Source organism: Nocardia sp. GP40 (genome assembly GCF_050434125.1).
Classification (GTDB): domain Bacteria; phylum Actinomycetota; class Actinomycetes; order Mycobacteriales; family Mycobacteriaceae; genus Nocardia; species Nocardia albiluteola.
Window position 1 is genome coordinate 27,541 of the sequence record NZ_JBNPVW010000025.1, and the last position, 12,771, is coordinate 40,311.

The window sequence follows — 12,771 nt, forward strand, 5'->3', positions numbered from 1 at the left end:
CCTGCATCGAAGCGCGCTCATCAGGTCACAGAGTGAGTGCCTTGTCGGGCGGTGGTTCGGAAAGTTGTTCGGCCGCGCCGACCACCGGCAGCGTGACCCCCTGTAGGTTGCCTACAACCTCATCGCCGTGCTGTGCGGTGACCAGATTGCCCGGTATCCCGGTCCCGGCATCGCCGGCACCGCTGCGCACGCCCGCAGCAGCAGCGCCCGCACCTCCGGCCGGCACCATACCCGGGCTCGCGGCCCCCGCCGTTCCACCCGGCACCACGCTCGCGGATTCCGCTGCTGCCGCAGCACTTCCGGTACTCGTTCCAGCGTCGAAACCGAATGCTGCTGTCGTTGTTCCGGCGAACGGGCTCAGCGGTGCGGCTACCGGTGCCATGCCAGGGACGCCGACGCTCATGGCACCATCGCCGGCACCGCCGACGATCCCGTCACCGGCCGGGTAGTCACCGTCAGCATGGGCCGCCCGGGCAATGTCATCGGCCGACTTCGGCGCTGACAGTGCGGTGTTCGCCGCAGCCAGCTGGATGGCGGCCTGAGTGCCGGTCTGCACCATCGTCATCAGTGGTTGCGCCAATTGCAACAACTGCTGCACATCCTGTGCCGAGCTGACGCCGGTCGGCGCATTGGTGATCGCCACCTTCTGGCCGGCCTGGGTCATGCTCGCCGAGTGCCCGACCATCTCCAGCTTGGTCTTGGCCACCTGGGCCAATGCCTCGGTCATACTTTCCATCGTCGCCGCAACCAGGAATGCCTGACCACCGGGGGTGCCCAGCAGCGGCGCGCCGACCGTCATGGTGGTGAGGTACTTGGCGATGATCGCACTCATCCTCGCCGCTCCCAGCGCGGCCGAGGTCGCCGCGTTGCCGAGTATCAGCTTCTGCTGGGTGCTCTGGGCGGTGAGTGCGGCGCCATTCGAAGCTGCCTGACCGGCCTTCGTCGCCGCAGACTGCGCGCCCATTCCCTGCCACAGCGTCATCGCCAATTGCAGTGCCGTACTACCCAGCGACATCCCGGTCTGCAGCGCGGTGCTGACCTGGGTCAGCACCTGAGTTGGATCGGGTCCGGGTCCGGCGCCGATTCGGCCATGTCCGAAACCACTTGCCAAGTCGGTCAACGGCTTCGCCAGCGCATGCAGATCCAATACCGGCATGGGCGGCAGATCCGGCAGCGGTGGCAGCTGCATGTGCGACAGGTCCGGCAACTGCGGCAAACCCATGTCCCGCAGCACCTCTCCCATCGGCCGGTCGACCATGGGAGCGAATGCACTACCCCGCACCAGATCCAGGATCGTGGGGTCCAGTGAAGCGTTCATCACACGTTGTTCACTGCGCCGAGTTCGCCGACCGATGCTGCCTCGGTCGAGTCGTAGGCGGCGGCACCTTGGTGCGCGGTGACGGCGGTGGCCGCATGAACGCCGGCCAGCTCGAGAGTCGAGGAGGCCAAGTTGCCATGCGCATACGCACTGGACAGCAGGACTTCCTGCCCGATCAGGCCGAGTACCGGCACCATCGCGGCGATCATCGCGGCCTGATCGAATGCGCCCGCCGTCGCGACGCCGGTTGCCATGGCCGCCGAAGCGTCTCCGTACGTCCGGATCGCATCCGGTGTTGCTATCAGTTCGCTCATCGTAAACCCCGTTCTACTCAAGTGCCGTCTACCCGGCGACTTCCTCGTTGAATGCGGTGATCAGCTCGGCACGCTGCGCGTGCGCTAGACGGGCCGCGGTGGCTACGGTGTCCACCAGCCGCTGCTCGAATTCGGCCGGCGAGAGCCGTGAAATCGACTGCGTGAATAGGAGATTCAACAGCGCACCGTTTCCATCGACCTCGACCGTGACCGAACCGTCGTCCACCGTCTCGGTGATCCGGACCGACGTCATGCCATCGGCGAGATCCCGCAGCCGGTACAGCCGCTGTCGCACGCTGGCTTCCAGCTCGTCTATGGACTCGTACATGGTGTGCTCGCCACCCTCTCCCGGCTATACCGGCCGGAGCCAGCTGTCAGGCTCCATGTCGTAGTCGTCTTCATCGGAGATCTCCTGACGCGCTGCGTCTTCCGGCGTCGGCAAGCCCAGCAGCGCAATCATCTCGGGCGCCATCCCGGCCTGCTCCAGCTGCGCTCGCCGGACCAGGCCCGCGCGATTCGCCGCTTGCCTGCACAAGCGCAGTATCTCTCCGGCTAAACCCTGTGGATCGCGCCGCAATTCGGCGGCATCGATGGTCACGCCCAGCGGCAGGCCCTGCTCGGTGGTGCACACCGAGATCGTGCCCGTGCGGGATGTTGCGGTCCACTCGGGAAGTGGTGGCGGCGTCGCATTCATCGAAAACCTCTGTCAGTCAGGAGACTCATGGTCACGGGCTCACCCAGCGTTCGTCCTTGATCACGGCCACGATCGTCGCGATCTCGGCGTTGATCATCGCGATCAGGCCGCGCGAGTCGACCGGGTGCGCGATCGGCGGAACGCCGGAGGTGATGGCGTAGCGGCCGTCATCGACCAGATCCCGCAATGCCAGCCACCCTTCGCCGATTCCTCGGGGGCCGAATCGGGATCGGCCCTGTACGACCCGGATCATCCCGATCAACGAGGCCGGCTCGGCGAGAAAATGCTGAGATCGCGACGCCACCGAATCATGGAACGAATCGAAGATTGTCGACTTCCCGTAGGAGTAGTCCATGGGCTCCGCCTCGGCATCGCCGACCAGCATCACCTGGGTGCGCCGTCCCGCTTCGACCTCCGGCAGTTCACCGACCACGGTGTCGGCGAGCGACAACACCTCGAATTCGCTGAATGTAAAGCCGCCACTATGCAAGACGGTCTCGCCCGGCAATTGTTTGACCAGCACGCCGTGGTCGCATCGCCGCACGGCCAGCACCCGGACGCACGCCTTAGGATCCTCGGAATCGCGGCCGTCCCAGGCCAACACCTCCACCCGGATATCCGGCTGCGCCAAGGTTTCCAGCACTGCGCCGAACGAACCATCGATGATCGGCTGAACGCGATCGAGTGCTGCGCGCCGTTCCCGGAGATAGTCGTTCCACATCGGTGTCCGGCTGGTAAACACGAACGGTCGAGGAAGAAATCCCTCCCGTTTCGTGTCTTCCCAGGCGACAACGAATTCCAGGTCGGTGAATGTCCAGGTGCGATTCATTGCTCGATGACCTGCCTGGCCACCCGCGGCGCTTCGCCGATTCCCTCATCCAAATGTTTGGTGGAATCCAAGTTCGCGGGGCGCTTGTACTCCTTGCTCTGTTGGCCCCCCGCGCCGTGCGGGGCACCGGCCGGCGAACCGGGAGTTCCCGGCGCACCCATCGTCGATGCCAGGCCGGCACGACCGACTGCGGTCCCCATGGTTTCGGCGCTGACAGCGGTGCCGAGAGGCACCCGCGGGAACAGCTTCGAGGTAGCCTGCGAAGTATCACGACTCAACTCCGAACCGAGTGCCCCACCGATGCCACTGCCGCCGGCGCCGGGCGCTTTGGCGAGGTTTGCCGGGTTCGGAAGATCCAATCCCGGAAGTCCCGGAATCGGATTCGCGACCGAGTCCCGCGCAGCGGCCTGCTGCAGACCACCTGCCGTCTGGGCGAGTTGCTGCAGACCGGTCAGTGCCTGGTCGACACCCTGTCCGGCACCCGACATCGCCTGCTGCGCTGGAGACGAATCTTGCGCCTGCCCGACGGCCGCATCATTCGCCTGAGCGTTCTGCTGGTTCAACTGCTGTTGTTTCTGGTTGGCGGCGGCTTCCCGCTGATACGCCGCCGTCAGCTGGGCTTTCTGCTGCCGAGCTGCATCGGTGGCAGCCGAGTCCGATGCCGAGGAGTAGTTCGGCAGGCCGGCAGCGGTGAGTGCTGGCGTGCGCAAGGGCGATACGCCACCGCCGCCCATATACGGCGTGGTGGCAGCGGTCGTCGGCTGCCCGCCGCCACTTGTCGGCTGCCCGCCGCCACTTGTCGGGTGCCCGCCGCCGGTCGGGATGGGGTTGATCGGCGAGACCGGCACCGGCAGCCCGGGAATCGCGTTGTCGGAGACGGGCAGACCAACGAGGTAGGTGTTCTTGAAATTCTCGCGGTAGATCGGAGTCTGATCGGGATACACCGACTTGGCTGGCAGACCCCCGCCACCAGGTGCCGACATCACGGGGCCGGACGGTACGGACGGATCCCGTCCGGACAGGTCGGGTCCGATGGGCATACTAGCCTTGGTCAGTTGCAACCAGCCCGCCGTGTACTTCAAACTCTCGGTGAACAACCCAATGTTGGTTCTCAAGCTATCGGCGGCATCAACGTATTGTGTAGTTGCCTTGAGCGCATTCGACGCCCCATTGCCCTGCCATCTGCTGTTCACGACGGCGCCGATCGCATTATTGAAATTGGTGAACAGGTCGTTCAACTCGCCGTGCACCCAGTCCCACTGACCGGCCCTGGTCGCGGCGGTCTGGTAGTCGATCTCGTCGCCCAATTGGCGGAAGAAGTCGTACTGCCAGTGGTCCGGGTTCTCACCCTCTACCGGCAGGCCGGGGAGCTTGTCACCGGAATACCCTTTCAGATCCGCCGGCAGGTCGGAGACATAAACGCCATTCGGATTACCGTTCGAGTTCTTGATCTTTCCTTTGTTCAGATTACCGAGGCCGTAGGAGCTGGCTAGCTGGAGGTCCGGCTGAATGGTGCTGGGATCGGTGACGAAGGGGGCAGCCGACGTGGTCATCGGGGGGAGCTTGTCCAGAGCCTGCAACCGCTTGAACTGATCAGAGCTTTCGACCTCGGCGTTGATGTACGCTTTACCGGCCGCCCGGAACGCATCGGCCATCTGATTCTGAATGTCTATGTGGTTCTTCACGATATCGTGCAGGTCTCCCGCGCCCACGGAGTACTTCCCCGCCAAGTTGGCCGCAGAACCGAGCAACTTGGTGAATGGCGGCATGGTCAGCATGTTGGAGTTGACGTAGTCTCGCACTCCGATCAACCGGCCGATCGCCTCACTGCACGCCGCACGACAGGCCTCGATCGCGCCGTCCTCCAGCTCCACCGACCCGGCGCCCGCGTCGTTTTCGAAGACGCTTCCCGACCCGTTGATCTTCGATGTCATCAGCGCCTCCCTGCTCTATAGCTATGTGTACCCGGATGACCGGCCCGGTCATGATCGTCTCCCACTACGTGCTCGGCGGCTGGTGTGCGGATCTGACATGCCAGGCACGCTGTCTGAGCGTCGGCCGACCTCACCCGCGTGTCTACCGGAAGCGGGATTTTCTGCCTCGCAATGAAACTTCTGCGCTGTTGGGCGAAAATCGGGGCATCACGCCCTCCGCCGCGGCCCGCGGATCCGATTCGTTCCGCGCGCGCAAGCACGCCACCTTTCGGAGGTACGGGGAAGCAGCGCAGTGGCTTTGGCTGCGGATGCACCGAAACCACTGTCCGCCATACGATCTGCGCGCGCTGTCGCCAGGGCTGCGACACGGGACCGCGCCGGTGAGCATGAGCCCGATCGCGGCATCGATGCCGAGCGTCCGCTGATCATCGATCTGGACGCGACGGCAACCATCGCGCACTCGGAGAAAGAATGTGCGACACCGACATTCAAGATGACCTTCGGTCATCACCCGCTCGGTTCGTGGGTCGACCACGCCGCCGCCGGCACCGGCGAACCTCTCGTGATGGACTTGCGGCCGGGCAACGCCGGCAGTGTGCGACACGAAGTCGCACATGTTCAGTGGACACACCGTAAGGAGGTGGAACCGTTGAGGTTCTAGGTGTTGTCCCAGGTCAGTGCCTATCGACCTGTCCCCGCCCCGACATGCGCCGCTGGTAACGGTGGGGTGCGAAGCTCGGGGGAAACGCTCAAGGATCCCTGTCTGCCAAGGGATTACAGGCTAGGGGAAGGCTGGACGGGTGAACGCGAGTGAACCCCTGATGAGGCCTCGTCACGTTTGAGCCCCGCATGGCAGGACGAACAGCGGGGTGCAGGGACTGTGCCGGTGGGAATCCGGCAGGTGGCAGCCGATCCGCGAGCCGTCGGTTGTGCGGGCACCACCGTCCCCGGGGCATAGGGGGCACCCACCCCAGCCGGATCTGACGTGTGTGGAACGTGGAAACCCCGTCGGGGTCCGGCCCCGCTCTGCGGGGCCGGGAGACCGACCGTGAGGAAGGTTCGATTCCCCGGCGGGAACAGGATGACCCGAGAAGCGAATGCCGGTGCGCCGAAAGGCGACAGGAAACGTCCGGCGCTCTCACCGCTGCTTCCGGCGGTGGCCGTGGCGATAACTGGCCGGATACGAGCAATGTGCTCGAACCCGAAAGGGTGCCCACGCGGGTCGGGTGAGCTATGGAGACCCGATGACGACAACGACGCCGAGCTACGAGGACAAGTTGGACACCACGGTGAACGGACCTCGAGACGATGTCATCGACTGGGCGGCAGTGGATTGGCCGCAAATCGAAGACGACGTACGCCGACTACGTCAGCGCATCTTCATGGCATCGCGGGATGGGGACCTGTCCAGGGTCCGCAACTTGCAGAAGTTGATGCTGCGCTCTCGCGCGAACGCTCTGCTGAGCGTCCGCCGCGTCACACAGGTCAACGCGGGCCGCCGGACTCCCGGGATCGACGGCAAGGTGGTACTCGAAGACGAAGGGCGGGCCGGGCTGGCTGCCCGGATTCAACACCACCCCAATGCCGTTGCACCCCAGCCAGTCCGGCGGGTGTATATCCCGAAATCGAACGGGAAGCAACGGCCACTCGGAATTCCGGTCATCGCCGACCGCGCCTTGCAAGCACGGGCGGTGGCGGCGCTGGAACCGGAGTGGGAAGCACGATTCGAACCGAAGTCCTACGGATTCCGGACCGGCCGCGGCTGTCACGACGCAATCGAGGCGATCTTCACCACCGTCGGCGGGGCCAACCCGCACCGGCGATGGACCCTTGATGCCGACTTGACGGCAGCATTCGACCGAATCGACCACCAGCATCTCATGACAATGCTCGGCACATTCCCGGCGAGGAAGCACATCGAGCAATGGCTGAAAGCTGGTGTCGTGGAACGGTCGATGTTCACCGCCACCATCGAGGAGGTTCCCCAGGGTGGGGTGATCAGTCCGTTGTTACTGAACATCGCCTTGCACGGAATCGAAACCGCCGCCGGTGCAGCATATTTCCCGGCAGGCATGGCGCACGCGGGAGGAGCGGTGCCGGGAACCCCGGTGGTTGTCCGATACGCCGACGATCTTGTCGCAATGTGTGTCAGCCGGGAACAGGCCGACGCGGTCCAACAGCGACTCGCCGAGTGGCTGGCGCCGAGGGGTCTGGCCTTCAACGCCGACAAGACATCCATCGTCGGTATCGGGACCGGTCATGATTTCCTCGGGTTCAACATCCGCCGCTATCGCAACGGCAAACTGCTGATCAAACCGAGCAAGGCAGCCGTGAAACGCATTCGCGGCAGGCTCGCCGCCGAGGTGAAGGCCCTGCACGGGGCCAACGCCGAAGCGGTGATCAACCGCCTCAACCCGATCATCAGGGGCTGGGCGGCCTACTACCGCACTGCGGTGTCCAAGGAAATCTTCAACGCCTTGGACCACTACGTGTGGCGGCTCACCTACCGGTGGGCGCAGCGCGCACACCCGAACAAGTCGAAGCGATGGGTCATGAACCGCTACTTCGGCTCGTTCCACCCGGCCAGGCGGGACCGCTGGGTATTCGGCGACCACGACACCGGCCGATACCTGGTGAAATTCTCCTGGACCCCGATCGTCCGCCACACCATGGTCAAAGGCACGGCGTCTCCGGACAACCCAGCCTTGGCCGGCTACTGGCGGGCGCGTCGCCGACGCGGCAAACCACCGGTCGGCCCGCTCATCGGCCGGCTATTGGTGCGACAGCACTGGCGATGCCCCGGCTGCGGTGATCTGCTGCTCCATGCCGACGAGCCACCCCAGAGCCCCGAGCAATGGGAACAGTGGCACAAGGCGATCCGAGCAGCGCTGCACCGCAAGGCTATCGGTATCGACGCCGCCGAAAGCGACAACGAGGCACGGCAACTCGTGCACTCCCACTGCCTACGGGTGCGCCCGTAATCAGCAGTGAGACCCGCCTCTGCAACAACCCGCATGCCCTCGGGCTTGCTTGAGCCGAGATGCCCGGAAAGCGGGCACGTCCGGTTCTGAGGGGAGGACGGCGCGGCAACGCGCCGTCCTTACCCGACAACACCGCCGCAGACCACAAACAAGTACTCAACCGGGCTCTGCGGCAACTGCCGTGACAACCCGGCTACCGAGTCGGCCGCAAAGTGTTGGTGCGCACCGACTCCGGTGGCGGCACCCACGAATTCACCCAGTACTGCCACAACCGGCACCTGCAGTACTCCGTGGGCTCCGGACTGAACCAGATAACCTCCGCCGCAGTCGATCTCATCCCGTCTGATGCGTGGACCCAAGCCTACGACGCCGACGGCAAAGTCCGCGACGGCGCACAGGTGGCCGAGCTGACCGGGCTGATCGACCCGACCGGGTGGCCGCCGGGCATGCGAGTCATTGCCCGCAAAGAACGCCCGCACCCCGGTGCGCAGCTGCGGTTCACCGACCGCGACGGCCTACGACTGACCGCGTCCGCCACCAACACCCGCACCGGGCAACTGCCCGACCTCGAGCTACCCCACCGCCGCCGCGCCCGTTGCGAAGACCGCATCAGATGCGCGAAAGACACCGGCTAGACAAGCATCATTATCGCAGGCCGGAGCGCCTTTCTTCATCTCCGGCACGCCATATCAGCAATTACCATGAATGGCGGAGGTTAGGACGCAACGGGGCGTCTGTCGACAACTGAGGTGATCTCACTGACTTTCATGCGAGGCGGCCGTGCTCGAATTGGGTGAGGACGAGTGCGGCTTTGACGATGCTGCCGATTTTGGTTGGGCTGCAGGTGAAATGCCGCAGGGCGCGCCAGCGGCCGACCAGCACGGCGAAGCCGCGTTCGCCGAGGCAGCGCAGCCCGCGCAGCAGGGCGTTGTAGGTGCGGTTGTCGGCGTCGAGGGTGCAGCCGTCGGCGGGTTGCTTGATCGGTGTGTGTACGCCGATGTCGGCGCCTTCGTAGCCGCTGTCGGCCAGTGTCGGCAGATCCAGCTGGGAGGCAGCCCAATACAAGGCCGCCAGCACATGTTTGCGGGCGGCGACCAGGTCGTGTACCGAGCCGGGTTCGACGTCGCCGACCCACAGCGGTAATCCCGTTGGTGTCGAAAGAGATTGGACGTTGCCGCCGTGCGTGTGGGCTTTCCCGGAGTACCAGAGGTCGATCTGCTTCCCGCGTACGCTGGTGGTCTTCTCGTTGCTGCGGTCGGCGTCGAAGACCTTCCCGTCGAGGATCACGTAGGCCAAGCCCTCGTCTTTGGCGCGGGCCAGGGCATCGTGCAGGTCTGGAGCCTGTCGAGCGAGCACGGTGACGCCTTCGTTGTGGTAGCGGTAGGCGGTGGCGCGGCTGATGCCGAATCCCGCGCCCAGCACGGCCAGATCTTCCTGCTCGCGGAACCACACCAGCACGAACAACGCCTGCTTCCAGCAGGTCAGCGCCCGGCTGCCGCGGCGGGTGCCCCGCTCGCGACGTTCGGCGGCCAGCAGCCGCGACACGTACCCGACCAGTTCCCCGGGAACGTCGAGCATGGCAGGATAGGCGATCACGTGGAGTCCTTCTGGTGGAGCCGGTCTTGTGGTGAGAACCCATCTACCGGGGACTCCACGTCCAACACCAGCATCCCAATCGTCGTGTCGCCCAATAACTTCCATTGCGGCCCGCGAAAACTGTTGCCTACCTTGCTGAGATCACCTCACTGCAGTAGGCTGCGGTGATCCTGTAGACGAAGCTCCGGCGCAGCACGGGTGTGGATCGTGATCTTCTACTCCAGAAGAATCATGCCGCAGCGCCAGCGGTCACCCCGACTTATGCACGGATGCCGAATAGTGATGTGAAGTGAGTAATGTATGTGACCGATCGCTCGATAACCGTAATTGGAGAACAACATCATGAATCTTAGGCGGACAGCCGCAGGAATTTTGGCGGCCATCGGCGTGTCGGCGACGCTGTGTGTTGCTACGCCGGCACAGGCTACGACTGGCTACGACCGGTGCGCGCAAGGTTATTTCTGTGTTTTTACGGATCTCAACGGCGGTGGAAAAATAGTGTCGTTCCAGAACGGTTCGGCGGACCTGCGTCTCCAGGGAGTCGATGGGCAGATCCGCTCGTCGTGGGACCGCACAACTGGCACAGGTGAGTATTGGACCGGGTATACCGACTACAACTATGGCGGCGAACGCGGTGGTCTCGGTCTCGAGAGCCCGGAAGGCGGTCCGTGGAATCTGCCTTCCGATTGGACTCGAAAAATTCACTCATTGCGGCCGGCCCCAGGTGTCCGCAGGTAGGGCAATCAACAAGGCTGGAAGAGCTTTGCAGGTCTTCCGCATATCGTTGGTGACCGCTACCTTCAGGCTAGGGAGCCGAATCGATCGCGCATTTCCCGGTACATGCGATGCGGATCCGCCGCGAACTCGGCGGCGTACAGTCGAACTCGCGACTCATCGGTATCGATCGGCGAACTGTGAACGGCCCAGGCGATTCGGCTGGCGGCGGGTGAGGGCGAATTCAACAGGTAACTCCGGACGGTCGGCTCGTACCTCCATAGCGTTGCTTGTTTGTTCTGCACTCGTCTGCCCAACTTGGGTTCCCTGCCCGTCAAGGAAATTACGGGCTCGATTCCGAAAGTTGCCGGGTCACTCTGAGGTTGGCCAGCGATGCGCTGCGCACCGACGTCGTACTGCACCCGGAGATGCGCTGAGCGAGCAGAGTTTCAGGGCAACCGCCAGATCGCGCTATGCGCAATCGATCCCGGGTGCGCACAGGTACAACGCGCAATGGTGAGATTGAATGGTGTCGGATTTTGGTGGGATAGGGACCGAGGCGTCGACCCGGTGGGGGCGTCACGCCGAGTTCCGGACCGGTGTCGGAACTGCGGAGCTTCCAGGTGGGCAGTCTGTCTGGGTGATCGCAGGCTACGACGACGTGTCCGCGCTGCTGGCCGATTCCCGCCTGAGCGTGGACAAGCGACGCAGCAGTGGTGGTTACAGCAGCTTCCCGCTGCCGTCGGCACTGGACCGTAATCTGCTCAACCTCGAGGGCGACGAACACGGTCGGCTGCGGCGCCTGGCCGCTCCCGCGTTCTCGGCACGGACAGTGCTGTGGCGGACTGGCACAACCAGCGCGGGCCGATGGTCGAGCGCGCCAATCCGCTGCCATTCTCGATCCGCCGATTCGCCGTGACCGAAATCGAGATCGGCGACCGCATAATTCCGGCAGGCGACACGGTCGTGCTGTCGATCTTCGGCGCGGATTCCGATCCCGCGCGGTCCCCGGCCGAGCCTGATGTTCGGCCGGGGACCGCACTAGTGTCTCGGTGCCCAAATCACCAGCGCCGTCCTCGACACGGTGGTGACCGGCTTGTTCGCCGCCTACCCCACGCCCGGCTCGCGGGATTGACAAGTCAGGATCGGATACCGAGCTGCACTATCGCGACAGTTGGTGCTCACATGGACTGGTCACCCTGCCAGGTTGTCCTTGCCCAGGATCAGTCATCGTGACTGCGGAGCCGCCGCGCCACCCATAGCCAGCCACGACGTCGGACGACTATCCCGAAGCGGTCGGCGTAACCTGCCACCGCTGTGGCCGTGAATCAAGCCGACGAGCTGTCGTCGGGGCGAGTCGGTTCCGATTCTTTGGAGGTTGTCGCCGGATCGTTTTCGCTCTCGGGGCCTGCGTCATTCGGCACAGCGGTGGCCGCTTGGTCGATGGCTGATCGTCTCGGCCAGAATTCGGCGACCCCGCCGATGATTGGCGCGAGAAGCGGGAAACGCGCGGACAGATCATCTCGAAGATTCGACTGCAACAGCGACATTTCACTGCGGAAATTTTTGATGATGTAAGGGTCGACGAACTCGTTCAAATAGAAATTGTAGAGCGTTGGTGATGCGGTCCTCACGAAAAGCTCGAGAAATCCGGCACGGGCTTGCAGATAGGGAATTGTACCGGGTGTCAGATCCCTTAAAGGAGGGAAACCCAATGCCCATAAGGCTTTCGGGTATCGGTCGTAAGACTGGCGCCAGCGGACCCCGGCATCTGGCTCGAGTATCGACTCCGTCCGGTTGACATCACGGTCGAGGATTACTCGTGTGCCGAGGAATGATAGGTAGCCGAACGCGATTGCCGGTATCTGGAGTATTTCATCGCCGGATGTCGTGCGCAGCACCTTCTGGGTCGAGCTGCTGTGATCTGCGATATCGCGGGTGCTTGACTGTTCGGGATGCCCTTCCGTGAGTGTCCGGAGTTTCCGGGTTTCGAGCATCTCATCGGCCGACAGCCTCCGAAGCTGTGTGAAAATCAACGGTCCTGGGGTTGCACCGGGAAGCCGCAGTAACTGCTCGGCTTTCAGCAAGAATGCGGCGCCTGCGCCCAGCGTCAGATAGGCAGGGGTGTGCCTAATTACTCGCTTCAGGTCCAAGATGTCGAGGGGCGTGAGCTTGATTTCGCGCAGGTCTTTGAATCGTCTGTCGTGCAGTGCTTCGAACAACTCTCGTCGCCGGATGGTGAGGAAATCGGCCCCGTAGATCTCGCCCGGCGCCGGATCCGGCCATCGGGCGATAATGTCCGCGAATGGCGGATTGCCACGAGGATCACGGATGGCTATCAGCTTTGCCTTGATGTCATTGATTTCTGCGCGATCTTCGGGGGTAAACATG

The 12,771-nt window shown here is 63.8% G+C and carries 11 protein-coding genes and 2 pseudogenes; 5 read left to right on the forward strand and 8 right to left on the reverse strand.

What is annotated here, in order from left to right:
* Window positions 1-25: 25 nt before the first annotated feature.
* Genes ABH933_RS43120 through ABH933_RS43145 form a run of 6 tightly spaced genes read right to left on the reverse strand, consistent with a single transcriptional unit; the run spans window position 26 to window position 5,089 of the window.
* Window positions 26-1,318, reverse strand: coding sequence for a hypothetical protein (locus ABH933_RS43120; RefSeq protein ID WP_429428379.1), 1,293 nt, complete (start codon window positions 1,316-1,318; stop codon window positions 26-28).
* A complete protein-coding gene (locus ABH933_RS43125; protein WP_429428377.1) occupies window positions 1,318-1,632 on the reverse strand; it encodes a hypothetical protein in 315 nt (104 codons plus the stop codon). Before ABH933_RS43125 ends, ABH933_RS43120 begins: the two co-directional genes overlap by 1 nt.
* 28 nt (window positions 1,633-1,660) lie before the next feature.
* Window positions 1,661-1,960 (reverse strand): YbaB/EbfC family nucleoid-associated protein, encoded by a 300-nt coding sequence (locus ABH933_RS43130; protein ID WP_429428375.1) that lies wholly within the window; start codon window positions 1,958-1,960, stop codon window positions 1,661-1,663.
* A gap of 24 nt (window positions 1,961-1,984) precedes the next feature.
* On the reverse strand, window positions 1,985-2,326 hold the full coding sequence (locus ABH933_RS43135; RefSeq protein WP_429428373.1) for a hypothetical protein: 342 nt from the start codon (window positions 2,324-2,326) through the stop codon (window positions 1,985-1,987).
* A gap of 31 nt (window positions 2,327-2,357) precedes the next feature.
* On the reverse strand, window positions 2,358-3,155 hold the full coding sequence (locus tag ABH933_RS43140; protein WP_429428370.1) for an ESX secretion-associated protein EspG: 798 nt from the start codon (window positions 3,153-3,155) through the stop codon (window positions 2,358-2,360).
* Window positions 3,152-5,089: a hypothetical protein gene (locus ABH933_RS43145; protein WP_429428368.1), complete on the reverse strand. Its 1,938-nt coding sequence runs from the start codon at window positions 5,087-5,089 to the stop codon at window positions 3,152-3,154. Before ABH933_RS43145 ends, ABH933_RS43140 begins: the two co-directional genes overlap by 4 nt.
* A 298-nt stretch (window positions 5,090-5,387) precedes the next feature.
* Here ABH933_RS43145 and ABH933_RS43150 point away from each other — a divergent pair.
* From ABH933_RS43150 to ABH933_RS43160, 3 genes and pseudogenes are all read left to right on the forward strand, one after another.
* Window positions 5,388-5,750, forward strand: a pseudogene (locus tag ABH933_RS43150) (transposase); the annotation flags it as partial.
* Window positions 5,751-6,333: 583 nt separating this feature from the next.
* On the forward strand, window positions 6,334-8,070 hold the full coding sequence (gene ltrA / locus ABH933_RS43155) for a group II intron reverse transcriptase/maturase (RefSeq protein ID WP_429428366.1): 1,737 nt from the start codon (window positions 6,334-6,336) through the stop codon (window positions 8,068-8,070).
* A gap of 65 nt (window positions 8,071-8,135) precedes the next feature.
* Window positions 8,136-8,702: pseudogene (locus ABH933_RS43160) on the forward strand (transposase); the annotation flags it as partial.
* Window positions 8,703-8,835: 133 nt separating this feature from the next.
* Here the strand turns inward: ABH933_RS43160 and ABH933_RS43165 are convergent.
* A complete protein-coding gene (locus ABH933_RS43165; protein WP_429428364.1) occupies window positions 8,836-9,666 on the reverse strand; it encodes a transposase family protein in 831 nt (276 codons plus the stop codon).
* Window positions 9,667-10,008: 342 nt separating this feature from the next.
* Here ABH933_RS43165 and ABH933_RS43170 point away from each other — a divergent pair, with 342 nt between their 5' ends.
* Both ABH933_RS43170 and ABH933_RS43175 read left to right on the forward strand, forming a co-directional pair.
* Entirely contained in the window at window positions 10,009-10,404 is a 396-nt protein-coding gene (locus ABH933_RS43170) for a peptidase inhibitor family I36 protein (protein ID WP_429428426.1), read from the forward strand.
* Between the two features lie 616 nt (window positions 10,405-11,020).
* Entirely contained in the window at window positions 11,021-11,299 is a 279-nt protein-coding gene (locus ABH933_RS43175; protein ID WP_429428362.1) for a hypothetical protein, read from the forward strand.
* A 409-nt stretch (window positions 11,300-11,708) separates the two neighbouring features.
* On the opposite strand, the gene ABH933_RS43180 is transcribed toward ABH933_RS43175, so the two are convergent.
* A complete protein-coding gene (locus ABH933_RS43180) occupies window positions 11,709-12,770 on the reverse strand; it encodes a sugar transferase (RefSeq protein WP_429428360.1) in 1,062 nt (353 codons plus the stop codon).
* Window position 12,771: the final 1 nt, after the last annotated feature.